Here is a 24,293-nt window from a genome sequence, read left to right on the forward strand (position 1 = left end):
GCGCGGGACTCGGCGGGAGAAGCGTCCACAGAGTAGTGTTCGGCCATGTCAGCAGGGGAAATCGATCTTCTACCCGGTGAGCGCGTGCTCTGGGCCGGGGAGCCGGTCCAGCGCCCGTTCTACGTCGCCGCGGACGGGGTGATCGCCCCTGCCGGACTCATCATCGCCGTCGCCGCGTTCTGGTTCCTGCTCGCGAAGCAGCCCAGCGGGGGCGCCATGACCGGGGCCGTCGTGGTGCTGGTGATCGGCTTGTACGGTGCCGTCGGCCGGTCGGCCGTCCGGTACCTCGCGCTCGGGCGCACCACGTACGCCGTGACCGACAGCCGGGTCATCGCGCGGTCGGGGTTGTTCCGGCAGAAGGAACGCGCGAGCGAGCTGGCCGGTCTCTCGGCGCCGGTCCTCAAGCCGGGACCGTCGCGCACCGGCACCCTCTCCTTCGCGGAATCCGGCTCGGTGACGCTGATGGGTGTCGGCGAGCCCAAGCGCGTCCGCGACCTCCTGACCAAGGCCATCGACGAAGCCAAGGCGCGCCAGGCGCCGCCGGAAGCGGGCACGTCGGGCACTTCGGCCGCCTGAAGGCAACCGGCGCGGCCTTCCGGAGCGTCAGCCGGGCAAAGAGCTGGGGAGGGCGCCGTGTACGAGCCGTTCATCGCTTTGCTGCCGGGGGAAAGACTGGTGTGGTCGGGGCAGCCGCAGCGGGTGGCCCCGACGGGAATCGAGTGGTTCCTCCCCGCCGCCGGCACGGTGGCGGCGGGATTTTTCGCCTTGGTGGAGCCCGTTCCGGACCAGGAATTCCCGTTCGTCAACGTGATCGTGGCGGTCCTGACCTTCGCGGGCGCCTGGGGGGTGGTGCTCACGCGGATGTGGGCGGCCAGGCGCTCGGTGTACGCGGTGACCGATCAGCGGGTCCTGGTGGCCGACCGCGTGTCGGGCCGCATCCTCACCGCGGCGGACCTGGGTGCGTACCCGCCGTCGATCACCTGGCTCGGCCGGGGCGGTCTCGCCACGCTCACTTTCACCGACCCCGACGTGGTCCTCGACATCCTCGGCTATTCCGTGCCGGTGCGGTTCCAGGGCCGGCGGAGCCCGATCAAGTTCGTCGCCGTGGCGGAGCCCGAGCGGATCCGCGAGCTGATCGAGGAGGCGCAAACCGCGGACTGAGGTCACCCGGACGTGTCCCATCGCACTGCCACCATAAGTTACCGCTCGGTACACTCGGCGAAACGTCCACCGCCGGAGGTGCCCTGTGCCGTACCCAACGGACCGTGAGCGAGACCGACCGTGGGTGATGCGGACCTACGCCGGGCACTCCTCGGCCGCCGCGTCGAACGAGCTCTACCGGCGGAACCTCGCCAAGGGGCAGACCGGCCTTTCGGTCGCCTTCGACCTGCCGACGCAGACCGGTTACGACCCGGACCACCAGCTCAGCCGCGGCGAGGTCGGCAAGGTCGGCGTGCCCGTGTCGCACATCGGCGACATGCGGCGGCTCTTCGACGGCATCCCGCTCGCCGAGGCGAACACGTCGATGACGATCAACGCGCCGGCCATGTGGCTGCTCGCGCTGTACGTCTCCGTGGCGCGCGAGCAGGCCGAAGCCGAGGGCCGGGACGTCGACGAAGTCCTCGCGAAGCTCACCGGCACCACGCAGAACGACATCATCAAGGAGTACCTGTCCCGCGGGACCTACATCTTCCCGCCGGGGCCGAGCCTGCGGCTGATCACCGACATGATCGCGTGGACCGTGCACCACGTGCCGAAGTGGAACCCGATCAACATCTGCAGCTACCACCTGCAGGAAGCCGGCGCGACGCCGACGCAGGAGGTCGCCTACGCGCTGTGCACCGCGATCGCCGTGCTCGACGCCGTCCGCGACTCCGGGCAGGTCGACGCGGCCGACATGGCCAAGGTCGTCGCGCGGATCTCGTTCTTCGTCAACGCCGGCGTCCGCTTCGTCGAGGAGATGTCCAAGATGCGCGCGTTCACCGCGCTCTGGGACGAAATCACGCGAGACCGTTACGGCGTAACGGATCCGAAGGCGCGGCGCCTGCGCTACGGCGTCCAGGTCAACTCGCTGGGCCTCACCGAAGCCCAGCCGGAGAACAACGTCCAGCGGATCGTGCTGGAGATGCTGGCGGTTTCGCTCAGCCGCGGCGCCCGCGCCCGCGCGATCCAGCTGCCCGCCTGGAACGAGGCACTCGGCCTGCCGCGGCCGTGGGACCAGCAGTGGGCGCTGCGGATGCAGCAGGTGCTCGCGTTCGAGACGGACCTGCTGGAGTACGAGGACATCTTCGACGGCTCCCACGTCATCCAGGCCAAGGTCGACGAGATCATGACCGGCGCGCGCGAGGAGATCGCCCGCGTGCAGGACCTCGGCGGCGCGGTCGCCGCGGTCGAGAGCGGCTACATGAAGTCGCAGCTGGTCGGTTCGCTCGCCGAATACCGCCGGGGCATGGAAAACGGCGAGCGCGTCCTCGTTGGCGTCAACAAGTTCGAGACGACCGAGCCGTCGCCGCTGCAGGCCGAAGGCGCGAAGGCGATCGAGACGATCGATCCCGCCGTCGAGAAGGCCGCCGTCACCGCGATCGAGGAGTGGCGTACCCAGCGCGACGACGACGCCGTCGAACGGTCCCTGACCGTGCTGAAGGAACGCGCGCGGACCACGGAAAACCTCTTCGAGGCCACTGTGGACTGTGCGCGGGCCGGCGTGACCACCGGCGAGTGGTCCGGCGCGCTGCGCGAGGTGTTCGGCGAATACCGCGCGCCCACGGGGGTTTCCGCGGCCGCCGCGAGCGGTGGCGACCCGGGGATCGAGCGCGTCCGCTCCCGGGTCCGGGAAACCGAAGCAGAACTGGGCGAACGGCTGCGGATCCTCGTCGGCAAGCCGGGGCTCGACGGGCACTCCAACGGCGCCGAGCAGGTCGCCGTCCGGGCGCGCGACGTCGGCTTCGAGGTCGTCTACCAGGGCATCCGGCTGACGCCCGAGCAGATCGTCGCGGCCGCGGTGCAGGAAGGCGTGCACGTCGTCGGGCTGTCGGTGCTCTCCGGCTCGCACCTGGAGGTCGTCCCGAACGTCGTCGACGGCCTGCGCGCCGCGGGCGCGGGCGACGTCCCGGTGATCGTCGGCGGCATCATCCCGCCGGACGACGCCGCGCTGCTGACCGAGCGCGGCATCGCCCGCGTGTTCACGCCGAAGGACTACGAGCTGACCGAGATCATGGACGGCATCGTCTCGCTGGTCCGGGAGCGCAACGGCCTCAGCTGAGCCCGGCCAGGATCTCCTTCGTGGACTTCACGGTGGCGAACTGGTTCGCCAGGTTCGCCGCCGTGACGCGGTACAGCTCGTCGGCCGTGACGACGTCGCCGTCGATGCCCGGCAGGTCGAAGGTGAACGTCGCGTCGAGCGCGAAAGTCACGTCGTAGCCCAGGTTCCCGCCCATCCGCGCGGTCGTTTCGCAGCAGAAGTTCGTCTGGATCCCGGCCAGGACGAAGCTCGTGATGCCGCGCTTGCGCAGCCACGCGTCGAGGTCGACGTCGCCGATGAAGGCCGAGTTGACCTTCTTGCCGAACACCAGGTCCGGCCGCGCACCGTCGAGCTCGGGCTTGAAGTCGTTGCCGGGCCGGCCGGGCCGCAGCGGCGATGTCGGCCCCGTCGAGTCGTGGTGCACCAGCACGACCGGCAGCCGCCGCTCCTGCCACGCGTCGAGCAGGGCCTTCATGTTCGCTTCCGCGCCGGGGTTGTTGCGCGGGCCCCAGCCGGGCTCGTCGAACCCGCGCTGGACGTCGATCAGGATGAGTGCCGTTTCGGTCATGACGTCGAGTTTCGCGGGTTTCTTCAGTGCCGGGGAGTGGCAGAGGACGCGCGATGCGGTACTTTTCTGCCATGCGCACGATCGGCGTTCTGCTGCTGCCGGGCACCCGGATGTTCGACCTCGCGGTGATCGGTGAGGTCTGGGGCCAGGACCGCACCGACAGCGGGATCGGCCCGTTCACCCTGCGGTTGTGCAGCCAGGGCCGGATCCGCACCGCCGTGTCGCCGTTCGGTGACGTCACGGCGACGCACGGGCTCGCCGGCCTCGACGGCTGCGACCTCGTCGTGGCGCCGGGCCGCGACGACCCGCTCGCGCCCGTCTCGCCGGCCGCCGTCGCGGCGCTGCGGCGGGCACACCGGGCCGGGACGACCGTCGCCGCGTTGTGCTCGGGCGCGTTCACGCTCGCGGCCGCGGGCCTGCTCGACGGCCGCCCGGCGACCACGCACTGGCGTGACTTCGACGCCCTGACCCGCGTCGCGCCGCGCGCGGACCTTCAGCGCGACGTCCTCTACACCGATGACGGCGGCATCCTGACGTCGGCGGGCGTCGTCGGCGGCCTCGACCTCTGCCTGCACCTGGTCCGGCGCGACCACGGCTCGGAAGTCGCCGCTTCGCTCGCCCGCCGCCTGGTGATGCCCCCGGCGCGGGAGGGGGGGCAGCGGCAGTACGTCGACAACCCGTTGCCCCCTGCGGCCTCCCAGCCCGGCATGGCGTCCACAATGGACTGGGCGCTGGCGCGGCTCGGCTCCGGCATCGGCGTCGAAGACCTCGTCGGGCACGCGCGGATGAGCGAGCGGACGTTCCACCGCGAGTTCGCCGCGGCCGCCGGGGTGACGCCGGGGCGGTGGCTGCGGGTGCAGCGCGTCCGGTACGCGCAGCGGTTGCTGGAGACGACCGAGCTGCCGGTCGAGCGCGTCGCGCAACGTTCCGGCCTGGGGACGGCGGCGAACCTCCGACGCCGGATGCGCGCCGAAGTGGGTGTCGGCCCGGACAGCTATCGGCGCACCTTCCGGCGGGTTACCGTCGAGGCATGACCGAGTACGAGCACATCCTGGTCAAGCGGGACGGCGACACCGTCACGATCACCATGAACCGCGCGGCACGGCGCAACTCGCTGTCCGCGGACCACCTGGCCGAGCTGCTCGCCGCGTTCCACGAAGCGGGGACGTCCGACGCGACGGGCATCGTGCTGGCCGGCGCCGGGCCGGTGTTCTCCGCCGGGCACGACTTCGGCGACGTCGCCGCGCGCGACCTGATGGGCGTGCGCGAGCTGCTCACGCTGTGCACGGACCTGATGAAGACCATGCAGTCGGTGCCGCAGGTCGTCGTCGCGCGGGTGCACGGCCTGGCCACGGCCGCGGGGTGTCAGCTCGTGGCGTCGTGCGACCTCGCGATCGCCGCCGAATCGGCGGGCTTCGCGCTGCCGGGTGGCAAGGGCGGCTGGTTCTGCCACACGCCGGCGGTCCCGGTAGCGCGCTCGATCGGCCGCAAGCGCCTGATGGAGCTGGCGCTGACCGGCGACGTCATCGACGCGCCCACCGCGCTGGACTGGGGTCTGGTCAACCGGGTCGTCCCCGACGACCAGCTGGACGACGCCGTCGCGGAGCTGCTCGCGCGGGCGACCCGCGGCAGCCGGGCCAGCAAGACGATGGGCAAGGTCACGCTGTACGCCCAGCTCGACCGGCCCGAGGCCGACGCCTACGCGATCGCACTGGAGGTCATGGCCTCGGCGTCGCAGCTGCCCGGCGCCCGCGAAGGCATGGCGGCGTTCCTGGAGAAGCGCAAGCCCTCCTGGCCCGACTGACCCGGACGGCACTTTCACGTGGAAGTGCCGTTCTTGTGCCTGTCGGCCGTACCGTACGGTATGGTATGGTCGAGCCATGGCGAGCAAGCGGGACTGGCTGGACGCGGGGTTGGTGCTGCTGGCGGAGCAGGGCGCGCCTTCGGTGACCATCGAGCGGCTGTCCGAGCGGCTCGGCCTGTCGAAGGGCTCCTTCTACCACCACTTCAAGGGCATGACCGGCTTCCGGACCGCCCTGCTGGAGCACTTCGAGGCCGAGCGCACGATCCGCTTCATCGAGCAGGCCGAGGCGGCCGAAGGTGACCGCCTGAGCACGTTGCTGAAGCTCGTCCTCGCGCCCGGACCCGGCCTCGGGCTCGAGATCGCCATCCGGGCCTGGGCCCTGCAGGACGCCGAAGCGAGGGCGGTCCAGGAGCGCGTCGACCGGAGCCGCGTGGCCTACCTGACCGAGATCAGCGGCGACGCGGGCCTGGCGCAGGCGCTGTACCTGGTCGTCGTCGGCGCCGGGCAGGTCGTGCCGCCGCTGTCCGGGCGGCAGCTCAAGAATGCGTTGGAACTCGTTCTGGGGAGAAGGAAATGACCGAACTCGAGCCCTTTCTCGACGGCGCCGACTACGTCGAGTTCAAGGAGATCGAAAGCGAGAACACTCTGCGCGAGTTCGTCGCGGGTGTGTTCGGCTGGTCGCCCGCCTGGCTGAAAGTCCTGTTCGGTGCCCGATACCTGCTCGCGAAGGCGTTGCGGCTGGAAACCGCGGCCGTTCCGCGCACCGGCCGGCTCCGGCCCGAGGACGTCGGGTTCGCGCCCGGCGACCGGGTCGCGTTCTTCACCGTCCGGGCCGGCGACCCGGAGCGCTACCTGGTCGCGGGCGCGGACGACAGTCACCTGAGCGGCTACCTGACGGTCGAAGCGGTGGCCCGTGGCTTCCGGCTCGGCACGGTCGTGCACTTCCACAACCGCGTCGGCCCGGCCTACTTCGCGCTCATCAAGCCGTTCCACCACCTGGTGATCCGCGGGATGCTCAGGGCCGGTGCCGCTCGAACAGCATGAGCTGCCCCCACGCGGCGATCGACTGCGCGTCGGTGATCTCGCCGGCCTGGATCATCTTCTCGAGGTCCGCGCGCGCGAACCACGCGCTGCGCATGTCCTGCTCTTCGATCTCGCGCTCGGGTTCGCCCTCGGTGATGTCCGTGGCGAGGAACACCCAGCCGCGCTGGCTGCTCATGCCGGCGGCGACGTCGAGCTTGCCGAGCGGCACCATCGAGCCGGCGCGCAGGCCCGTCTCTTCGCGCAGCTCCCGCGCGGCGAGCTCGGCGGGCGGCACGTCGGCGAGGCCCGGGGCGGTGCCCTGCGGGAACTCCCAGCGGCGTTCGCCCAGCGGGTAGCGGAACTGCTCGACCAGCCGGAACCGGTCGCCGTCCCGGGCGATGACGAGGGCGTAGTCCGGCTTGTCGATCACGCCGTAGATGCCCGCCGAGCCGTCCGGGCGGCGGATGTCGTCCTCCCGCACGGTCATCCAGTTGTTGCGGTACACCTCGCGGGACGCGACACGCTGAATGGGGTCCACGCGCCCAGTATCACCGACCCTGTCCTACCCTCCTCGGGTGCGTCTCGTGATCGCGCGGTGCCAGGTCGACTACGCCGGCCGGCTCACCGCCCACCTGCCGATGGCCACCCGCCTGTTGCTCGTGAAGTCCGACGGGTCGGTGTCCGTCCACTCCGACGACCGCGCGTACAAGCCGCTGAACTGGATGAGCCCACCCTGCTGGCTGATCGAGGACGGCAAGATCTGGATCGTCGAGAACAAGCAGGGCGAGAAGCTGGTGATCTCGATCGAGGAGATCTTCCACGACTACTCCCAGGCGCTGGGCGCGGAGCCGGGCCTGCAGAAGGACGGCGTCGAGGCGCACCTCCAGGAGCTGCTGGCCGAGCACATCAAGACCCTCGGCGACGGCTACACTCTGGTCCGCCGCGAGTTCCCGACGCCGATCGGCCCGGTCGACATCATGGCCCGCGACGCCGACGGCAAGTCGGTGGCGGTGGAGATCAAGCGCCGCGGCGAGATCGACGGGGTCGAGCAGCTGACGCGGTACCTGGAGCTGCTCAACCGCGACCCGCTGCTGGCCCCGGTCCAGGGCGTGTTCGCGGCGCAGATCATCAAGCCGCAGGCGCGGACGCTGGCGGAGGACCGCGGAATCCGCTGCTTGACCCTGGACTACGACGAGCTGCGCGGCATCGAGTCCGACGAGTTCAGGCTGTTCTGACGTGGAACCCGGGCGGTACGTGCACTACAAGGGCGGCGAGTACGAGGTTCTCGGGGTCGCACGGCACAGCGAGACGGAAGAGAAGCTGGTCGTGTACCGGGCGCTGTACGGCGCGCGCGGGTTGTGGGTGCGGCCGGAGGCGATGTTCGCGGAGTCCGTGGAGACGTCGGACGGCCGGGTGCCGCGGTTCCGCCGCGTATCGGACTGACACTCACCGCACGTCGAAGGGGATCGCGTACGTGCCGGGCGTCGACAGGTCGCCGAGGATGAGCAGGCCGTGGTCGGCCAGCCCGTCGGCGTCGAAGGTGCACGAGTAGGTCTTGCCGCGGGCGAAGCTCGTGATGTGGTTCTCGCCCTTGATCATCATGCCGCCGCGGGCGGACAGCTGCTCCCCGGTATCCGGGTCGAGAGTGGACCACGCCCCCGAGCCGCACCACCAGACGCGCATGGCGTCCGCGTTGGTCCCGTCGTCGTCGCCGGTTCGAACGGTCGCGGAGACGCGCAGGGCGAACTCGCCGGTGAACTTGCTGCGCGCCTTCTTGATCTCGGTGATCGTGCCGGTCGCGGTGGCGGGACCGGTCGGCGAGCCCTGCGCCTCGGGGTAGATGCCCATCTGCTCCCCGACCTGCTTGGTGATGCGCCCCGGTGACGCGGGCGCCGCGACGCCGGCCGTTGACGGCTCAGGAGCGGCCTGGATGCTCGTGACGGTCACGGTCGTGGTGGTCACGGGTGCCGTCGTCCCGCCGGAGCACCCGGTCAGCAGGCAGGCCGTGGCCATCGTCGCGACGATCGGTCGTTTCATCGGGCACCTCCGTGATCGTGGGATGGAGATCGCGGGAAGCGCGTCCGTTGTTTCAGGTGCGCGCGAGCTCGGGGCCCTGAAGTACCGATACTGAAACGATGCCGAATTGCGGTATCTGATTCCCGGGTGATTACTCCGCAAGGAAATCGTTAACCTGATAGGCGGCAGAGAAGTGATCGTCCCCTTTCTGACCTGCCTTTATGCGCTGTTCGGGTGAGTTCGGGATCCTATTGCGCCGACCCGTGGGACACTCTATTCCGAGGGGTTCCGCCGGTGGGTCCGGCGTGGCCGGAGGGTGGTGCGCTCGGCCGTCTTTCTTTGCCGTGCCAACGTTTCAGTCTGCCTTCGAGCTCGTGTGTGCGCGCCTGTCCGGCCGGTGTGCGCGCGTTTTCGCCTGCACGGAGGAGGAAGTCATGCGTTATCGCCCACTCGGTTCCGATCCGGCCGACCCGCGTCTGGGCCGGTTCATTCCGGACGACTGGCGGCACGTGGAAAGGTATCCGCTCGGCGCGCTGTCCGACGCCGACCGGCCCACCCGGGCGCCGGTCGTGATCGGGGTCAACTGGTACTCCGCCTTCGACACCCCGGAGAAGGACGAAGCCTCCGGTGAGTTCTTCATCGCCAAGGCCGGCGTCAAGAAGCTGGGCCGGATCCGCGGCGGGCACTGCGTCTGCCTCGAGCCGGGCGGCACGCCGGACACCGACGCCTGGTACGCGTTCTACGACCAGGGCAAAGAAGGCGCCTGCGTCGGCTTCGGCTGGTCGCGCTGCATGTCGATCTTCAACGGCAGCGAGTACACCGCCCGCTGGCTGTGGGACTCGGCCAAGAAGCGCGACGAGTGGGACGAAACCAACCCCGGCGACGACAACGGCACGTCGGTCCGCGCCGCCGCCGAGGTGCTCAAGGAGGCCGGGCACGTCCTGTGGGACGACTCCTACGCGAACGACGACTGGCAGGCGCGCGAGAAGTACACGCCCGAGGCCAAGCAGGGCATCAAGGCGTTCCGCTGGGCCAAGTCGGTCGACGACGTGCACTCCGTGCTCGCCAACCCGCGGGCCGACGAGCTCGGTGCCGTGCCGCTGCTCAACTCGTGGGGCCCGGGCTACCCGCACCGCACCTACCTGCCCGACGACGTGCTCGCCAAGCTGATCGAAGAAGACGGCGAGATCGCGGTCCCGACCGACCGGTGATCCACTGCCGCTCCCGCGGCGTCCGACAGAAGGCGCGTTTCCCCAGTTCAAGGCCGGGGAGGCGCGCCTTCTGGCCACTTTGGACACGTCAGCGTGCCGACCCTGAATCCATGCAGTACTGTCCGGATCCGACAGGACAGTGGTGATTCCTGTGGGTTGTTGTCCAATTGGAAGATACTGCCGGAGGTGGGTCGGGTGCTCGTCCTAGCCGATGCGAACCTGCGACTCGACGCGAGCGCGATCGACTACATCGAGTTGGCGTTCTACTTCGTGCTGGTGCTCGGCATCGGGTACTTGGCACGACGTCAGGTGTCCAGCAGTCTCGACTTCTTCCTGTCAGGCCGCTCGCTGCCCGCCTGGGTCACCGGCCTGGCGTTCATCTCGGCGAACCTCGGCGCGGTCGAGGTCATGGGCATGTCGGCCAACGGCGCCCAGTACGGCCTGCCGACCGTCCACTACTTCTGGATCGGCGCGATCCCGGCGATGCTGTTCCTCGGCATCGTGATGATGCCGTTCTACTACGGCTCGAAGGTCCGCAGCGTCCCCGAGTTCATGCGGCGGCGCTTCGGCAAGCCCGCCCACCTCGTCAACGGCGTCAGCTTCGCCGCCGCTCAGATCCTGATCGCGGGCGCGAACCTGTTCCTGCTGGCCAGCGTGGTGAACCTGCTGCTCGGCTGGCCGCTGTGGGTGTCGATCATCATCGCCGCCGTGATCGTCCTCTCCTACACCGCGCTCGGCGGCCTCTCCGCCGCGATCTACAACGAGGTCCTGCAGTTCTTCGTGATCGTCATCGCGCTGGTGCCGCTGACGATCATCGGCCTGGTCAAGGTCGGCGGCTGGCAGGGCCTGGTCGACAAGGTCACCAACAGCCCGGGCGGCACCGCGCAGCTGCACTCGTGGCCCGGTGACAACCTGACGGGCTTCGGCAACAACATCCTGTCGATTCTCGGCATCGTGTTCGGTCTGGGCTTCGTGCTGTCGTTCGGCTACTGGACGACGAACTTCGTCGAGGTCCAGCGCGCGATGGCGTCGAAGAGCATGTCCGCCGCGCGGCGCACGCCGATCATCGGCGCGTTCCCGAAGATGCTGGTCCCGTTCATCGTGATCATCCCGGGCATGATCGCCGCGGTCACCGTGTCCGAGTACGTCAAGGACAAGCAGGTCCTGCTGGACGGCGGCACCGCGGAAAGCGGCGTCACGTTCAACAACGCGCTGCTCCTGCTGATGCGCGACCTGCTCCCGAACGGAATGCTCGGCATCGCGATCGCCGGTCTGCTGGCCTCGTTCATGGCCGGCATGGCGGCGAACCTCAGCTCGTTCAACACGGTCTTCACTTACGACATCTGGCAGACGTACGTGAAGAAGGACAAGCCGGACGGCTACTACCTGCGCCTCGGGCGCGTGGTGACGTCGGTCGGCACGATCCTCGCCATCGGCACCGCGTTCATCGCGTCGAACTCCGGCAACATCCTGAACTACCTGCAGGACCTGTTCTCCTTCTTCAACGCGCCGCTGTTCGCGACGTTCATCCTGGGCATGTTCTGGAAGCGGATGACGCCGCACGCCGGCTGGAGCGGCCTGGTGCTCGGTACCGCGTCCGCGATCACGGTCTGGGGCCTGTCGCAGGCCGGGGTGATCGGGCTGAGCGGCCAGGGCACCAGCTTCGTCGCCGCGGGGACCGCGTTCGTCGTCGACATCGTGGTGAGCGTCGTGGTGTCGCTGGCGACCAAGCCGAAGCCGGACGAAGAGCTGGTGGGGCTGGTCTACTCGCTGACGCCGAAGGAAACGCGCAAGCACGACGACACCGGCGAGAACGCGGGCTGGTACCGCAAGCCGGGCCTGCTCGCGGGCATCGTGCTCATCCTGACCATCGCCCTCAACGCCATCTTCTAGGAGGTCCGTCATGGCTACCGAGTCCGGCGCGCGGCCGCAGAAGGCGGGCGCCTTCGACATCCGGCTGATCATCGCCCTGCTGATCGGCGTCTACGGCGTGATCCTCACGGTGATGGGCATCGGCTTCACCACCGAGGACGAGCTGAAGAAGGCCGCCGACGTCAACATCAACCTGTGGGCCGGCATCGGCATGCTGGTGGTCTCCGCGGCGTTCATCATCTGGGCCCGGGTCCGGCCGCTCGTCGTGCCGGCCGAGCCCGAGAGCACCGACACACCGCCTGCCCAGGCCGAATAGCCGGGTTGTCCGGACAGGAGCGCGAGGTTCCGGCTACCGTGCACCGCGTGCTCCCTGACGTTCGGCGCCGCCGTCTCCCGAAGCTGTTCCTGCTGGTCACCGCCCTGGCGCTGCCGCTGACCGCGTGCGGGCAGGACCTCGGCAAGTCCAACTTCGCGCGGACGACGGTGCCCGCGGCGGCCGGTGCCGGCCAGGTCTCCGACGGGCCGATCACCGACGCCGCCGTGGCGGCGAACGTGCTGCGCACGATCAAGCCGTGCCAGTTCCTGACCAAGGAGGCCCTCGGCGCGCTGGGGCTCGGCACGGTCGAGGAGGACCCGTCGCCGTCGTCGATCGCCTTCGACCGGTGCGGCAACAAGGTGAAGGACCCCGGCGGCAAGGAGATCCGGCTCGACTTCGAGATCGGCGGCACCCTGCTCCCGCACGCGGACAAGACGACCGGGCAGCTCGGCGGGCTGCCGTTGCGCGTGAACAAGACCGACGACACGAGCTGCACGGTCGCGACGATGACGGCGCTGAACCCGGACATGGCCCTCACCGTCTCGGTGACGTACCCGAGCGACCCGTGCCGGCCCGGCCAGACGCTGATGGACGCCATCGTGCAGAAGCTGCACAGCTCACCGGAGAAGTACTCGACGCCGACGGGCACCCTGCTGACCGCCGACCCGTGCGCCATGGCCGACACCGCGGTGGTCGCCCCCACCGTGCCGTCGGCGAAGTCCGCGCCTTCGGGCCTGCACTCCTGCCAGTGGCAGAGCAACGGCGCCAACCCGACCGTGACCGTCGAGTTCCTGCCGGGGCTGCCACCGATCGTCGGGGACGGTTACTCCAAGGTGGACCTCGGCTCCGGCGTCACCGCGTTCCGGAAGCAGGCCGACGGGAGCGCGTCGCGCTGCACGGTGGAGTGGCAGCACCGGCCGTGGCAGGGCGACGACGTCGAACTGGCCCAAGTGGACTACGAGAACTACAACGCCAAGCCGGACACCGACGACCCGTGCGGCAAGGCGGTCAGCGTCGCGAAGAACGTGGTCACGAAGCTCCCCAAACCCTGACCTGGCGGTGGGCGGCGCGGAGAGGTAGGAAGGGGACACCCCACCCGCCGATGTGCCGGAGGCTGTCGTGAAGAAGATCATCAACGATCCGGCGAACGTCGTCGCGGAGTCGCTGCGGGGCCTCGCCGCCGCGCACGCGGACATCCTGCGCGTCCAGGAGGATCCGGACGTCGTGGTCCGCGCCGACGCGCCGGTCGCCGGCAAGGTCGCCGTTATCTCCGGCGGCGGGTCCGGGCACGAGCCGCTGCACGGCGGGTTCGTCGGCCTCGGCATGCTCGCCGCCGCCGTACCCGGCGCGGTGTTCACCTCGCCGACGCCGGACGCCGTGCAGGCGGCAGTCACCGCGACCACCGGCGAGGCGGGCGCCCTGCTCATCGTGAAGAACTACACCGGCGACGTGCTGAACTTCGAGACGGCCGCCGAGCTGGCCGCCGCCGAGGGCCTGGAGGTGCGCAGCGTCGTGATCGACGACGACGTCGCGGTCAAGGACTCGACGTACACCGCGGGCCGCCGCGGGGTCGGCGGAACGGTGCTGCTGGAGAAGATCACCGGCGCGGCCGCCGAGCGCGGCGACTCGCTCGACGCGGTGACGGCGCTGGCGCAGAAGGTGATCGGCCAGGTGCGGTCGATCGGCGTCGCGCTGACCGCGCCGACCGTGCCGCACGCGGGCACGCCCAGCTTCGACCTCGGCGACGGCGAGATCGAGTTCGGCATCGGCATCCACGGCGAGCCCGGCCGCGAACGGATCCCGCTCGAACCGGCCGACGCGCTGGTGGCGCGGCTGGTCGATGCCGTTCGGGAGGACCTGCCGTTCGAGTCCGGTGACCGGGTGCTGCTGTTCACCAACTCGATGGGCGCGACCCCGCTCGTCGAGCTCTACCTGGCGCACGGCATCGCCGAGCGGCTGCTGGCCGAGCGTGGGATCGTGGTCGAACGCCGGCTGGTCGGCCCGTACATCACCAGCCTCGAGATGCAGGGGATGAGTCTGACGTTGCTCAAACTGGACGACGAGCTGACCGAGCTCTGGGACGCCCCGGTGAACACCGCGGCGCTGCGGTGGGGGGTCTGATGACCTGCAAGGCGGACGGGGTCGCGGCGGCCGTGCGCGCCGCGGCGGCCGTCGTCGCCGAGCACCGCGCCGAGCTGATCGAACTCGACCGCGCGATCGGCGACGGCGACCACGGCGAGAACCTGAACCGCGGGTTCACCGCCGTCGTCGCGGCTCTCGACGCGGGTGCGCCGGAGACGCCGGGTGCGGTCCTGAAGCTCGTCGCGACGACGTTGATCTCGAAGGTCGGCGGGGCGGCGGGACCGTTGTACGGCACGGCTTTCCTGCGTGCTTCGGCCAAGCTCGGCACCGCCGAGGACTTGGACGTGCCGGCGCTGCTGGACGCGCTGCGCGCCGGGCTCGAAGGCGTCCAGGCCCGCGGGAAGGCGGTGGGCGGCGACGCGACCATGGTCGACGCCCTGATCCCGGCGGTGTCGGCCGCGGAGAAGGCGGCCGAGGACGGCGGGGACGTCGCCGCGGTGCTGACCGCGGCGGCCGACGCGGCCGACCGCGGCGCGGAGTCCACAGTGGACCTGGTGCCGCGCAAGGGTCGCGCGTCCTACCTGGGCGAGCGCGCGGTGGGCCATCTGGATCCCGGCGCTCGGTCGTCGGCGCTGCTGCTGCGCGCGTTCGCGGAGGCCGCCCGGTGAGCGTCGGCATCGTGCTCGTTTCGCACAGTGCGAAGCTCGCGGAAGGCCTGGCGGAGCTGGCCGCCCAGATGGCGCCGGACGTCACGATCGTGGCCGCCGGCGGCCTCTCCGACGGCTCGATCGGCACGGACTACGACGAGGTCGTCGCGGCCACCCAGCGCGCCGACTCCGGCGACGGCGTCGTGCTGCTCTACGACCTCGGCGGCGCCCAGATGACCGCCGAGCTCGCCGTCGAGTCGCTGGCCGATCCCTCGGCCGCCGTCGTCGCGGACGGCCCGCTGGTCGAAGGCGCGATCGCCGCGGCGGTCGCGGCGCAGTCGGGCAGGGACCGCAAGGCGGTGGCGGAGGCCGCCGCGGCCGCGGGGCTGCCCGAGGACCTTTCGGCGGCCGAACCCGCCGCCGGGGGTGACGACGAGGTCGAGCTGGTGCTGCGGAACGAGGTCGGGCTGCACGCGCGGCCGGCCGCGGTGCTGGTGCGCGCGCTGAGCGCGTTCGACGCCGAGGTCACCGTCCGGCTCGGTGACCAGGAGGCCGACGGCCACAGCGTGCTGGCGCTGATGTCGCTCGGCGCCCGCCAGGGCGACCGGATCCGCGTGCGAGCGCGCGGCCCCCAGGCACCTGCCGCGCTGGACAAGGCGAAAGAGCTGGTGGACGGCAACTTCGGCGAGTGAACCCGGCTCGCCGACCGGGTGACTTGCACGGTACTGACTCGATTCCGTCTGGGCTTCCGGCCGTTCCGTGTGGCAGAGTCGGGGCCAATTACCAGCGAGTAACATCTCTGGAGGCCTCAATGGCGCGGGACATCTCGACGGTCGGAGTGGTCGGCCTGGGCACGATGGGGGCCGGGATCGCCGAAGTGCTCGCGCGCAGCGGGCTCGACGTCGTGACGGTCGAGCTCGACGAGACCGGCGTCGCCCGCGGCCGTGGGCACATCGAGCACTCGACCGAGCGTGCTCTTTCCGGTGGCAAGCTCGATCCCGCCGGTCGTGACGCCCTGCTGGGCCGGATCCGGTACAGCACCACGCTCTCGGATCTGTCCGAAGTGGACCTCGTGGTCGAGGCGATCCCGGAGAGCCTGGAGCTGAAGGCCGACGTTCTCACCGAGCTGGACAAAATCACCCGGCCCGAAGTGGTCTTCGCGTCCAACACCTCGTCGCTGTCGATCACCGAGATCGGGGTGCACACCACGCGTCCCGGCAAGGTCGTCGGCATGCACTTCTTCAACCCGGCGCCGGTGCAGAAGCTCGTCGAGATCGTGAAGACCGTGGTCACCGAGCCGGAGGTGGTCACCGAGGTGGTGGCGTTCGCCGAGCGGCTCGGCAAGGTGCCGGTGGTGATCGGCGACCGGGCGGGCTTCATCGCGAACGCGCTGCTGTTCGGGTACCTCAACCACGCGGTGCGGATGTACGAGCAGCGCTACGCCACGCGCGAGGACCTCGACGCCGCGATGCGCTTCGGCTGCGGGTACCCGATGGGCCCGCTCGCGCTGCTCGACCTGATCGGGCTGGACACCGCGTACGAGATCCTCGACACGATGTACCACCAGTCCCGCAACCGGCTGCACGCGCCGGCGCCACTGCTCAAGCAGATGATCACGGCCGGTCAGCTGGGGCGCAAGACGGGCCGCGGCTTCTACGCCTACGACGCGCCGGACTCGCCGAACATGGTCGCGGACGCGACGGTTTCGTCCACAGTGGAGAGTGTGGCGTCGCGGCCGGTGGCCCGGGTCGGCGTGGTCGGCACCGGGACCATGGCGACCGGCATCGCGGAAGTGTTCGCGAAACGCGGCCTCGACGTCGTGCTGCGCGCCCGGAGCCTGGAGAAGGCGCAGGCGTCCGTGGCGAAGGTGAAGAAGTCACTCGACAAGGCCGTGGTGAAGGGGAAGCTGTCCGAAGAGGACGCTTCGGCGGCGCTGGCCCGGATCATCCCGGTGACTGATTTCGAGGCCTTGGCGGACGTCGACCTGGTCGTCGAGGCGGTGGCCGAGGAGCTGTCGGTGAAGCAGGCGGTGTTCGCGGCGCTGGACGAGGTGGTCCGCCCGGGCGCGGTGCTGGCGACGACGACGTCTTCGCTGCCGGTGATCGAGTGCGCGGCGGCGACTTCCCGGCCGTCCGACGTGATCGGTCTCCACTTCTTCAACCCGGCCCCGGTGATGAAGCTGGTGGAGGTGGTCTCGACGATCGCGACCGCCCCGGACGTGGTGGCGACGGCGAGCGCGGTCTGCGCCGCGGTGGGCAAGCACGCGGTCCACTGTGGAGACCGCGCGGGGTTCATCGTCAACGCGCTGCTGTTCCCGTACCTGAACGACGCGGTGAAGATGCTGGAGGCCCACTACGCGGGGGCGAACGACATCGACACGGCGATGAAGGTGGGCTGCGGCCTGCCGATGGGTCCGTTCGAGCTGCTGGACGTGGTCGGGTTGGACGTTTCGCTGGCCATTCAGCGCACGCTGTACAACGAGTTCCGCGAGGAGGGTTTCGCGCCGGCGCCGCTGCTGGAGCACCTCGTGACGGCCGGGCGGCTGGGCCGGAAGACCGGGAAGGGCTTCAAGGACTACTGATCAGTGCCCCAGGCTCAAGGCGACGCGTCCATATCGCGCATCGTCGGGTTGCACCATGATCCGGCCTCGATGTGAGACCTCCACCAGGTAGAACTTCTCGCCCGATGGAACGTTCGGGGCGGAAAGGGAGAACACGCACGTGCCGGCGCCGTCCGAGTGCCCGGTACCGAGTGCGCCTTGGGAGAGCACGGTTCCCGCGGCGTTGTAGACGGTGACCGCCGTCCCGGTGGTGATGTCCGAATAGCCGCCGGAGCCACCGCAGGTGCTGTAACCGGACCCGGTGCTGAACAGCGTGAACGTACCGCGGAGGTCGAACGCCTCGCCGGACGTGGACGTGCCGGGTATGCCGGTGGGTGCGCCGGAATCGGCCAGGTCCAGGCCGACCCACAGGGCGCCTACCAGGGCCGCGCCGCCGGCTGCCGCGAGCAGTAGGTGCCAGGGATTCGTCCCGGTCCGGACCGGCGGCGGAGGCTGCGGCGGCACCCACGGGACCGGCAGCACGGGTTCCAACGCACTGATCATCGCGGTACCTCCGTCGGCACGTCCGGGATTGCTCCGTTTGTGCGTAGGAGGTCGTCCGGATGGCGGCGGTCGTTACCCCGGTGCCCCGATCGTGATCAGCGGCCGGCCACCTCCCCGAGGACCGGTTTCACGTCGAGAACCGGGGTGCCGTCGATCGCTTCCAGGCCGGTCACCGTGAGCGTGCCGTTCTCCACTGCTGTCACCGTCACCGTGTGGAGGCCGATCGGGTTCGGGCGGTCCGGGGAGCGCGTCGAGAACACCCCTTCGCGCGGGCGGTCCGGGTCGCTGCGCGGGTGCACCGACTGGACCTCGCGGTCGGCTTCGTGCAGCCACGTCAGCAGCACCAGGCGGTCGCCCGGGCGGAGGTCGGCCGCCGCCGGGTGGAACTCCGATGCGAACACCACCCGCGCCGGTGGGGCGCCTTCGTCGGCTTGCTTCGGGGCCGTGGCGCGGTCCCGGAGAGCCGACTCGATGCGCGCCACCGGACGCACTTCGTAGCTCGTCACGTGTAATACCCCTCGACCGGCACGCGGGCTTCGTCGAACAGCGCCGGGCCGTCGAGCTGGTGGCCGCCCCACGTGACCGGTGGGCGCAGCGTGAGGAACTGTTCCGTCGACAGCGCGTAGACGACCCGGCCGAGCCCGGACCGCTCGATCGCGCCGGTGCACATCCCGCACGGCTGGGTGCTGGTGAACATCGTGGTCGTCGCCGCGGTCGCGGGGTCGAGGTTCTGCGCCGCCCAGCGGGCGAGCTTCAGCTCCGGGTGCGCGGTGATGTCGTTGTCGGTCAACGACGTGTTGCGGTCCTCGGCCAGGACATTGCCGTCGGCGTCGGCCAGCAGCGAGCCGAACGGCGGGTTGCCGTGTTCCTCGCGTGCTTCGCGGGCGAGCTCGATCGCGCGCCGCAACAGGGTTTCCTCGGTGTCCTTCACCGGTTCTCCTTCCAGGAAGCGGCCACGGCCGCCAGGTCCCGCCACGCGACCTCCGGGTTGAGGGTCTCGGCGGGGTCCGCATCGAACGGGTCGAGCACGACGGTCTCCGCGCCCAGCGCCCGCAGCTGCGCCAGGTCGTCGAGGATCTGGTCGAGGGTGCCTTCGCCGGCGCGCCGGTCCGGGCCGGTCACCGGGGTTCCGGTCACCCGCAGCAGGATCCGCGGCGCGAACGCCGGCACCGGCCGGTCGCCGGCCAGGTTTTTCAAGCGCTCCAAGCCTTCCCGGAACCCGGACATGGTCATCCGCAGCGGGTGCCACGCGTCGCCGAGCTCCAGCGCGCGGCGCAGCCCGGCGTCGCTGTGCCCGCCCAGCCACAACGGGATCGGGCCGGCTCGGTAGTCGTCGCGGTCGGTCCAGGCCGCGCGGATCGTCCGAAGGTATTCGCTGGTGAGCTTTCCGCGCCGCTCGAACGGCACGCCGAGCGCGTCGAACTCCTGCTTCGCCCAGCCGATGCCGGCGCCGATGACGAGCCGGCCGCCGCTGAGCGCGTCGAGGTTCGCCGCCATCCGGGCCACCAGCAGGGGATGCCGGTACGGCACGACCAGCACGGTGGTGCCGAGCCGCACCCGCTCGGTGATGCCCGCGAGCCACGACAGCGTCGTGAACGGCTCGTAGAACGGCGCCGGGTACTGACCGGCGACGTCCGGGGTGATCGCGACGTGGTCGGACACCATCAGCAGGTCGTAGCCGAGGCCTTCCACGGTCCGCGCCCAAGCGCGCAACACGCCGGGGTCGGTGCCGGGACCGAAGTTGGGGACGTTCACGCCGATCTTCACCACGAAAGGCTATCGAGGTCAAAGCCGTGATCGGAAGGGAACGATCACGGCGTTCGGCGGCTTCGGCCGTGGATCTCGCGGTACATTCGGCGGATGACCGAGACTCTCGATTCGACGGACTGGGCCATCCTGGTCGAGCTGCAGCAGGACGCCCGGCTGCCGCTCACCGAACTCGGCCGCCGCGTGAACCTCAGCGCGTCGGCCACGACCGAACGGCTCCGGCGGCTCGAGGCGGCCGGCGTGATCACCGGCTACCGCGCCGACATCGACCTCGGCAAGGTCGGCTACCCGGTGCTCGCCGTCGTCCGGCTCAAGTACCCGGGCAGCCGGCACGAGGCACTGCACAAGCTGCTCGGTGAGCGCCTCGAGATCCTCGAATGCCTGCGCACCACCGGCGACGACTGCTACACGCTCAAGATCGCCGCGGCCTCGATGGCCCACCTCGAGCACACGATGGACGAGCTGGCGCAGTTCGGCAGCACGACCACGAACGTCGTCTACAGCCAGACGCTGCCCTACCGCGGGCCGCGGGAGCCCGCCCGTGACCTCGACGCCTGAACGCATCGTCGTCTACGGCGTGACCGGCTCGGGCAAGTCGACGCTCGCGGCCCGGATCGCCGAGCGCACCGGTCTGCCGTACCACTCGGCCGACGACCTCACGTGGCTGCCGGGCTGGGTCGAGGTGCCCGACGAGGAGCAGCGCCGCCGGATCACCGAGGTGTGCGCCGGGGAGCGCTGGGTCCTCGACGCCGCGTACAGCAGGTGGAGCGACGTCGTGCTGCCCCGCACGCAGCTCATCGTCGGCCTCGACTACCCGCGCTGGCTTTCGCTGGGCCGCCTGCTGCGCCGCACCGCCCGGCGCGCGGCGACCCGCGAGCGGATCTGCAACGGCAACGTCGAGTCGTTCCGCCAGATGTTCTCCGCGGACTCGATCATCCGCTGGCACTTCACGTCGTTCGCGAAGAAGCGGGCGGTCATCCGGGCCTGGGCCGCCGAACCGCCGTGCCCCGCGGTCGTCCGGCTGACGTCTCCGCGCGAGACCCGCCGCTGGCTCGGGAACCTTTGACGTCAGGCGCCCGGCGGCAGCAGCGGTCCGCCGCTCCAGTGCTGGAAGACGAGGTTCGTGTGCACGCGGGCGACCTCGTCCCGGGCGGTCAGCTCGTCGAGCACCAGGCGCTGCAGCTCGCCGGCGGAACTGGTCGCGACGTGCGCGAGGAAGTCGTCCGGCCCGGTCAGGTGGTAGACGGCGCGCACCTCGGGCAGGGACAGCAGGTGCTCGACGAACGGGTCGACCAGCGGCCGCCGGTGCGGGCGGACCTGGACGAACAGGAACGCCTCCAGCGGCCGGCCCAGTTTCGCCGCGTCGACCGACGCGTGCTGCCCGGTGATCACGCCGGCGTCCCGCAGCCGGGCGACGCGGTCCAGGCACGTCGACGGCGCGATGCCGATCGCGGCCGCCAGGTCCTTGTTGGTGATCCGGGCATCGTTCTGGAGCAGACGCAGAATCTCGAGGTCGACCGGACTCAGTTCGACGGAATCGGGCATCGGCGAATGATATCCGAGACTGTTGCTTCGGATCCGGTGAAAGCTCGACCATGCTGACATGACCTCTTCGCTGCGCACGCGTGCCGTCCACGCCGGCCGTGACGACCTCACGGACCTCGGCGTGCACGCCGCCCCGCTCGACCTGTCGACGACCTACCCCTCCCGCGACAGTGCCGCCGAAGCCGCCCGGATCGACGAGTTCGCCGCCGGTGGCGAACTCGACGGCCCGCCGATCTACGGCCGGGTGGGCAACCCGACCGTCGAACGGTTCGAGCGAGCGCTCGCCGAGCTCGAAGGCTTCGAGCACGGCGTCGCGTTCGCCAGCGGCATGGCCGCCGTCTCGGCCTGCCTGCTTTCCGCGGTGGCACAAGGGAAACGGCACGTCGTCGCCGTGCGTCCGCTGTACGGGTGCAGCGACCACCTGCTCGAGTCCGGGCTGCTCGGCACCGAGGTCACCTGGGCCGCGCCCGATGCCGTCGCCGCCGCGCTGCGGCCCGACACCGGGCTGGTGTTCGTCGAGACGCCGGCGAACCCGACGCTCGTCGAGGTGGACATCGCCGAGCTGGCGGCTGCCTGCGGGGACGTGCCCCTCTTGGTGGACAACACGTTCGCGACTCCGGTGCTCCAGCGCCCCGGCCGCCACGGGGCGCGGATCGTGCTGCACAGCGCGACGAAGTTCCTCGGCGGCCACGGCGACGTGATGGGCGGGATCGTCGCGTGTGACGCAGAGGAAGCCGCCCGGCTGCGGCAGATCCGCTTCGCCACCGGTGGTGTGCTGCACCCGCTGGCCGGATACCTGTTGCTGCGCGGGCTTTCCACGCTGCCGCTGCGTGTCAACGCCGCGTCGGCCACCGCGGCGACGCTGGCCTCGCGGCTCGGCGACCACCCCGCGGTGACCGCCGTCCACTACCCGCGGCTGGGCGGGCCGCTGGTGGCGTTCGAGGTCGACGGAGACCCGCACGCCCTGATCGGCGCGGTCCGGCTGATCACGCCGGCCGTCAGCCTCGGCAGCGTCGACACGCTGATCCAGCACCCGGGGTCGATCAGCCACCGGATCGTCGACGCGGGCGACCGGCACGACGCGGGCGTGTCCGACCAGCTGATCCGGCTGTCGGCCGGGCTCGAGGACGTCGAGGACCTCTGGGCCGACCTGGAGCAGGCGCTGAAGGTTCTCTAGCCGCAGCAGCCGCCGCCACAGCAGCCACCGCCGCCGCCCGCCGGGACCGCGGATCCGCCGCTCGCAGCCCCGGTGAGGGCGACCGTGGTGAGCAGCTTGACGGTGTCGGCGTGGCCCTCGGGGCAGGCCGCCGGCGCGCTCGATTCGCTCATCGGGCGCAGGAGCTCGAAGGTCTCGGTGCACTCGCGGCAGCGGTAGGCGTAGGTCGGCATGCCGCGATTATCGCCGGAGTCGCCCGCTGTGACATTCCGGGCCTCCGCCCGGAGCCGGGGGCTCCGCCACCCGGACCCCCGCAAACGCTGATCGGTGGGAAGCTGGGCGCGTGCAGCCGCCAACGCTCGCCGACGTCCCGCACCTCGGCCAGGTCGTCCCGTCCCTGCTCGCCGCGCTCGGGGTGCCCGGCTTCGGGAACACGCTGGCGCTGCCGGAGGCCCGCAGCGCCGGGGTCCTGCTGGTCGACGGGCTCGGCTGGGAGCTGCTGGCCGAGCACGCCGCGGACGCGCCGGTGCTGACCGAGCTGGCCCGGGAGTCGCTGCGCGTGGGCTTCCCGTCCACGACGGCCGCCGGGGTGGCGGCGATCGGCACCGGGCTCGCTTCCGGGGAGCACGGCATGGTCGGCTACACGTTCGAGATGCCCGGCACGGGCGTGCTGAACGCGTTGCGCTGGCGCAGCCACGAAGACGGCAGCGACCTCCGGGGCGCGCTCCCGCCCCGCGAGGTGCAGCCGCTGCCGACGACGTTCGAACGGGCGGCCGCGGCGGGCATCGACGCGGCCGTGGTGTCCTCGGCGAAGTTCGCCGACACCGCTTTGACCAGGGCCACCCAGAGCGGTGCGCGGTACGCCGGGGTGCACGCGCTGGGCGACCTCGCCGCCCGGACGTTGTCGGTGCTCGGCGGGCGGGCGTTCTGCTACGCCTACCACAGTGAGCTCGACCTGCTCGGGCACGTGTACGGCCCCGGGTCTGCCGCCTGGCGGATGCAGCTGCGGCAGATCGACCGGCTCGTCGAGTCCCTTGTGGACGGTCTGCCGGCCGGTGCCCTGCTCGCGGTGGTGGCCGACCACGGCATGGTCACCGTCGACGACAAGCTCGACCTCGAAGATATGCCCGAGCTGCTTTCCGGTGTCCGGACCTTCGGGGGCGAGGTGCGGGCCCGGCACGTCTACACCGAGCCGGGCGCGGCCGCGGACGTCCTCGCGGCCTGGCGGGCGGTGCTCGGCGAGCGGGCCTGGGTGCGGTCGCGGGAGGAGGCCATCGCCGAGGGGTGGTTCGGGCACACGGTCAGCGACCGGGTGCTGCCGCGGATCGGGGACGTCGTCGCGGCGGCCCGGGGGCGGTTCGGGATGGTGCGGGGGCTCGCCGAGGCCGTGGAGACGTCGCTGATCGGGCAGCACGGGTCGCTCACCACGGCCGAACAGCTGGTGCCGCTGGCGCTCGTGCAGGGCTGAACGGCCGGGTGGCGAGCCGCGCGGCCTGAGCTCCAGCGGGCATCACCCGTGATCGGAGGGGCATCACGTGTGATTGGAGGGGCATCACACGTGATGGAGAGTCGGCTTGCGTACCTGGAGGGTCGGCTCGCGGGGTGGCGGATACCGTTTGGGCGTGCCTCGACGCAACCGTCCCGGCCGCCGCGCGGACGGCGGGCCGCCCGAACGCGACCTCGGTGCCGCGACCGGCTGGGCGCGCGCCGAGTCCGGGGCCGACGGCGACTGGCTCGTGCGGACCGTGCCCGGCTCGCAGGCCACCAAGGACTACCGCTGCCCCGGCTGCGACCACGAGATCCGGCCCGGGACGCCGCACCTCGTCGTCTGGCCCGCCGACGAGACCGGCTCCGTCGCCGACCGGCGGCACTGGCACCGGGCCTGCTGGGACGCCCGGGCGCGCCGGCGGCCGAACCGCCGCCGGTGACCCGATTTTCCTTC

General features: G+C 70.9%; 31 protein-coding genes. 22 read left to right on the forward strand and 9 right to left on the reverse strand.

Annotated elements, in window-relative coordinates:
* Nucleotides 1–45: 45 nt before the first annotated feature.
* The 3 genes from AB0M59_RS39685 (at nucleotide 46) to AB0M59_RS39695 (ending at nucleotide 3,262) form a co-directional block, all read left to right on the forward strand.
* A complete protein-coding gene (locus tag AB0M59_RS39685) occupies nucleotides 46–576 on the forward strand; it encodes a PH domain-containing protein (protein WP_364626007.1) in 531 nt (176 codons plus the stop codon).
* A gap of 57 nt (nucleotides 577–633) precedes the next feature.
* Complete coding sequence (locus AB0M59_RS39690; RefSeq protein ID WP_364626010.1) at nucleotides 634–1,161, forward strand: hypothetical protein; 528 nt, start codon at nucleotides 634–636, stop codon at nucleotides 1,159–1,161.
* Between the two features lie 85 nt (nucleotides 1,162–1,246).
* Entirely contained in the window at nucleotides 1,247–3,262 is a 2,016-nt protein-coding gene (locus tag AB0M59_RS39695) for a protein meaA (protein ID WP_364626013.1), read from the forward strand.
* Here AB0M59_RS39695 and AB0M59_RS39700 read toward each other — a convergent pair.
* Nucleotides 3,255–3,809: a cysteine hydrolase family protein gene (locus AB0M59_RS39700; protein WP_364626015.1), complete on the reverse strand. Its 555-nt coding sequence runs from the start codon at nucleotides 3,807–3,809 to the stop codon at nucleotides 3,255–3,257. The genes AB0M59_RS39695 and AB0M59_RS39700 overlap by 8 nt on opposite strands.
* 71 nt (nucleotides 3,810–3,880) lie before the next feature.
* On the opposite strand from AB0M59_RS39700, the gene AB0M59_RS39705 reads away from it, so the two are divergent.
* The 4 genes from AB0M59_RS39705 to AB0M59_RS39720 all read left to right on the forward strand — a co-directional run bounded on the left by AB0M59_RS39705 (nucleotide 3,881) and on the right by AB0M59_RS39720 (nucleotide 6,657).
* On the forward strand, nucleotides 3,881–4,843 hold the full coding sequence (locus AB0M59_RS39705) for a helix-turn-helix domain-containing protein (protein ID WP_364626017.1): 963 nt from the start codon (nucleotides 3,881–3,883) through the stop codon (nucleotides 4,841–4,843).
* Entirely contained in the window at nucleotides 4,840–5,613 is a 774-nt protein-coding gene (locus AB0M59_RS39710; protein WP_364626020.1) for an enoyl-CoA hydratase-related protein, read from the forward strand. The genes AB0M59_RS39705 and AB0M59_RS39710 overlap by 4 nt, the downstream gene beginning before the upstream one ends.
* Before the next feature lie 76 nt (nucleotides 5,614–5,689).
* A complete protein-coding gene (locus tag AB0M59_RS39715; protein WP_364626023.1) occupies nucleotides 5,690–6,190 on the forward strand; it encodes a TetR/AcrR family transcriptional regulator in 501 nt (166 codons plus the stop codon).
* On the forward strand, nucleotides 6,187–6,657 hold the full coding sequence (locus AB0M59_RS39720) for a DUF2867 domain-containing protein (protein WP_364626026.1): 471 nt from the start codon (nucleotides 6,187–6,189) through the stop codon (nucleotides 6,655–6,657). The genes AB0M59_RS39715 and AB0M59_RS39720 overlap by 4 nt, the downstream gene beginning before the upstream one ends.
* Here AB0M59_RS39720 and AB0M59_RS39725 read toward each other — a convergent pair.
* The gene (locus AB0M59_RS39725; RefSeq protein WP_364626028.1) at nucleotides 6,629–7,174 is read right to left on the reverse strand and encodes an NUDIX hydrolase; all 546 of its coding nucleotides are present in this window, start codon (nucleotides 7,172–7,174) and stop codon (nucleotides 6,629–6,631) included. The two genes, AB0M59_RS39720 and AB0M59_RS39725, sit on opposite strands and share 29 nt — an antisense overlap.
* Nucleotides 7,175–7,211: 37 nt before the next feature.
* Between AB0M59_RS39725 and nucS the strand changes: the two genes are divergently transcribed.
* Nucleotides 7,212–7,871 (forward strand): endonuclease NucS, encoded by a 660-nt coding sequence (gene nucS, locus AB0M59_RS39730; RefSeq protein WP_328449579.1) that lies wholly within the window; start codon nucleotides 7,212–7,214, stop codon nucleotides 7,869–7,871.
* Nucleotide 7,872: 1 nt separating this feature from the next.
* Nucleotides 7,873–8,079 carry a DUF1653 domain-containing protein gene (locus AB0M59_RS39735; protein ID WP_364626031.1) on the forward strand — a complete coding sequence of 69 codons (207 nt, stop codon included), beginning with the start codon at nucleotides 7,873–7,875 and terminating at the stop codon, nucleotides 8,077–8,079.
* Nucleotides 8,080–8,082: 3 nt separating this feature from the next.
* Here the strand turns inward: AB0M59_RS39735 and AB0M59_RS39740 are convergent, their stop codons facing one another.
* The gene (locus AB0M59_RS39740) at nucleotides 8,083–8,673 is read right to left on the reverse strand and encodes a hypothetical protein (RefSeq protein WP_364626034.1); all 591 of its coding nucleotides are present in this window, start codon (nucleotides 8,671–8,673) and stop codon (nucleotides 8,083–8,085) included.
* A gap of 413 nt (nucleotides 8,674–9,086) precedes the next feature.
* Here AB0M59_RS39740 and AB0M59_RS39745 point away from each other — a divergent pair, with 413 nt between their 5' ends.
* The 8 genes from AB0M59_RS39745 (at nucleotide 9,087) to AB0M59_RS39780 (ending at nucleotide 17,361) form a co-directional block, all read left to right on the forward strand.
* Nucleotides 9,087–9,863 (forward strand): hypothetical protein, encoded by a 777-nt coding sequence (locus tag AB0M59_RS39745; RefSeq protein ID WP_364626036.1) that lies wholly within the window; start codon nucleotides 9,087–9,089, stop codon nucleotides 9,861–9,863.
* 195 nt (nucleotides 9,864–10,058) lie between these two features.
* Nucleotides 10,059–11,756 (forward strand): sodium:solute symporter family protein, encoded by a 1,698-nt coding sequence (locus tag AB0M59_RS39750; RefSeq protein WP_364626039.1) that lies wholly within the window; start codon nucleotides 10,059–10,061, stop codon nucleotides 11,754–11,756.
* A gap of 10 nt (nucleotides 11,757–11,766) precedes the next feature.
* A complete protein-coding gene (locus AB0M59_RS39755) occupies nucleotides 11,767–12,051 on the forward strand; it encodes a hypothetical protein (RefSeq protein ID WP_364626042.1) in 285 nt (94 codons plus the stop codon).
* Between the two features lie 47 nt (nucleotides 12,052–12,098).
* Nucleotides 12,099–13,103 carry a DUF3558 domain-containing protein gene (locus AB0M59_RS39760; protein ID WP_364626045.1) on the forward strand — a complete coding sequence of 335 codons (1,005 nt, stop codon included), beginning with the start codon at nucleotides 12,099–12,101 and terminating at the stop codon, nucleotides 13,101–13,103.
* A 67-nt stretch (nucleotides 13,104–13,170) separates the two neighbouring features.
* A complete protein-coding gene (gene dhaK / locus AB0M59_RS39765; RefSeq protein ID WP_364626048.1) occupies nucleotides 13,171–14,172 on the forward strand; it encodes a dihydroxyacetone kinase subunit DhaK in 1,002 nt (333 codons plus the stop codon).
* Nucleotides 14,172–14,801, forward strand: coding sequence for a dihydroxyacetone kinase subunit DhaL (gene dhaL / locus AB0M59_RS39770; protein WP_364626051.1), 630 nt, complete (start codon nucleotides 14,172–14,174; stop codon nucleotides 14,799–14,801). The genes dhaK and dhaL overlap by 1 nt, the downstream gene beginning before the upstream one ends.
* Nucleotides 14,798–15,472 carry a dihydroxyacetone kinase phosphoryl donor subunit DhaM gene (gene dhaM / locus AB0M59_RS39775; protein WP_364626054.1) on the forward strand — a complete coding sequence of 225 codons (675 nt, stop codon included), beginning with the start codon at nucleotides 14,798–14,800 and terminating at the stop codon, nucleotides 15,470–15,472. Before dhaL ends, dhaM begins: the two co-directional genes overlap by 4 nt.
* A gap of 119 nt (nucleotides 15,473–15,591) precedes the next feature.
* Nucleotides 15,592–17,361, forward strand: a complete 1,770-nt coding sequence (locus tag AB0M59_RS39780) for a 3-hydroxybutyryl-CoA dehydrogenase (protein ID WP_364626057.1) — start codon at nucleotides 15,592–15,594, stop codon at nucleotides 17,359–17,361.
* On the opposite strand, the gene AB0M59_RS39785 is transcribed toward AB0M59_RS39780, so the two are convergent.
* The 4 genes from AB0M59_RS39785 to AB0M59_RS39800 form a co-directional block, all read right to left on the reverse strand.
* Nucleotides 17,362–17,883: a hypothetical protein gene (locus AB0M59_RS39785; RefSeq protein WP_364626059.1), complete on the reverse strand. Its 522-nt coding sequence runs from the start codon at nucleotides 17,881–17,883 to the stop codon at nucleotides 17,362–17,364.
* A gap of 95 nt (nucleotides 17,884–17,978) precedes the next feature.
* The gene (gene tsaA, locus AB0M59_RS39790; RefSeq protein ID WP_364626062.1) at nucleotides 17,979–18,389 is read right to left on the reverse strand and encodes a tRNA (N6-threonylcarbamoyladenosine(37)-N6)-methyltransferase TrmO; all 411 of its coding nucleotides are present in this window, start codon (nucleotides 18,387–18,389) and stop codon (nucleotides 17,979–17,981) included.
* A complete protein-coding gene (locus AB0M59_RS39795; RefSeq protein WP_364626064.1) occupies nucleotides 18,386–18,814 on the reverse strand; it encodes a nucleoside deaminase in 429 nt (142 codons plus the stop codon). The genes tsaA and AB0M59_RS39795 overlap by 4 nt, the downstream gene beginning before the upstream one ends.
* Entirely contained in the window at nucleotides 18,811–19,650 is an 840-nt protein-coding gene (locus tag AB0M59_RS39800; protein ID WP_364626067.1) for an LLM class flavin-dependent oxidoreductase, read from the reverse strand. The genes AB0M59_RS39795 and AB0M59_RS39800 overlap by 4 nt, the downstream gene beginning before the upstream one ends.
* A 93-nt stretch (nucleotides 19,651–19,743) precedes the next feature.
* Here AB0M59_RS39800 and AB0M59_RS39805 point away from each other — a divergent pair, with 93 nt between their 5' ends.
* Nucleotides 19,744–20,208 carry an Lrp/AsnC family transcriptional regulator gene (locus tag AB0M59_RS39805; protein WP_364626069.1) on the forward strand — a complete coding sequence of 155 codons (465 nt, stop codon included), beginning with the start codon at nucleotides 19,744–19,746 and terminating at the stop codon, nucleotides 20,206–20,208.
* Complete coding sequence (locus AB0M59_RS39810) at nucleotides 20,192–20,716, forward strand: adenylate kinase (RefSeq protein ID WP_364626072.1); 525 nt, start codon at nucleotides 20,192–20,194, stop codon at nucleotides 20,714–20,716. Before AB0M59_RS39805 ends, AB0M59_RS39810 begins: the two co-directional genes overlap by 17 nt.
* A gap of 2 nt (nucleotides 20,717–20,718) precedes the next feature.
* On the opposite strand, the gene AB0M59_RS39815 is transcribed toward AB0M59_RS39810, so the two are convergent.
* Complete coding sequence (locus AB0M59_RS39815) at nucleotides 20,719–21,195, reverse strand: Lrp/AsnC family transcriptional regulator (RefSeq protein ID WP_364626075.1); 477 nt, start codon at nucleotides 21,193–21,195, stop codon at nucleotides 20,719–20,721.
* Between the two features lie 58 nt (nucleotides 21,196–21,253).
* Here AB0M59_RS39815 and AB0M59_RS39820 point away from each other — a divergent pair, with 58 nt between their 5' ends.
* On the forward strand, nucleotides 21,254–22,372 hold the full coding sequence (locus AB0M59_RS39820; protein WP_364626077.1) for a PLP-dependent transferase: 1,119 nt from the start codon (nucleotides 21,254–21,256) through the stop codon (nucleotides 22,370–22,372).
* Here AB0M59_RS39820 and AB0M59_RS39825 read toward each other — a convergent pair.
* The gene (locus tag AB0M59_RS39825) at nucleotides 22,369–22,584 is read right to left on the reverse strand and encodes a zinc ribbon domain-containing protein (protein WP_364626080.1); all 216 of its coding nucleotides are present in this window, start codon (nucleotides 22,582–22,584) and stop codon (nucleotides 22,369–22,371) included. The genes AB0M59_RS39820 and AB0M59_RS39825 overlap by 4 nt on opposite strands.
* Nucleotides 22,585–22,694: 110 nt before the next feature.
* Between AB0M59_RS39825 and AB0M59_RS39830 the strand changes: the two genes are divergently transcribed.
* Together AB0M59_RS39830 and AB0M59_RS39835 are read left to right on the forward strand one after the other, a co-directional pair.
* Nucleotides 22,695–23,819, forward strand: a complete 1,125-nt coding sequence (locus AB0M59_RS39830) for a nucleotide pyrophosphatase/phosphodiesterase family protein (protein ID WP_364626083.1) — start codon at nucleotides 22,695–22,697, stop codon at nucleotides 23,817–23,819.
* A 154-nt stretch (nucleotides 23,820–23,973) separates the two neighbouring features.
* Nucleotides 23,974–24,279 (forward strand): hypothetical protein, encoded by a 306-nt coding sequence (locus tag AB0M59_RS39835; RefSeq protein WP_364626086.1) that lies wholly within the window; start codon nucleotides 23,974–23,976, stop codon nucleotides 24,277–24,279.
* The last annotated feature ends 14 nt before the right edge of the window (nucleotides 24,280–24,293 follow it).

Source organism: Amycolatopsis sp. NPDC051371 (assembly GCF_040682155.1).
Classification (GTDB): domain Bacteria; phylum Actinomycetota; class Actinomycetes; order Mycobacteriales; family Pseudonocardiaceae; genus Amycolatopsis.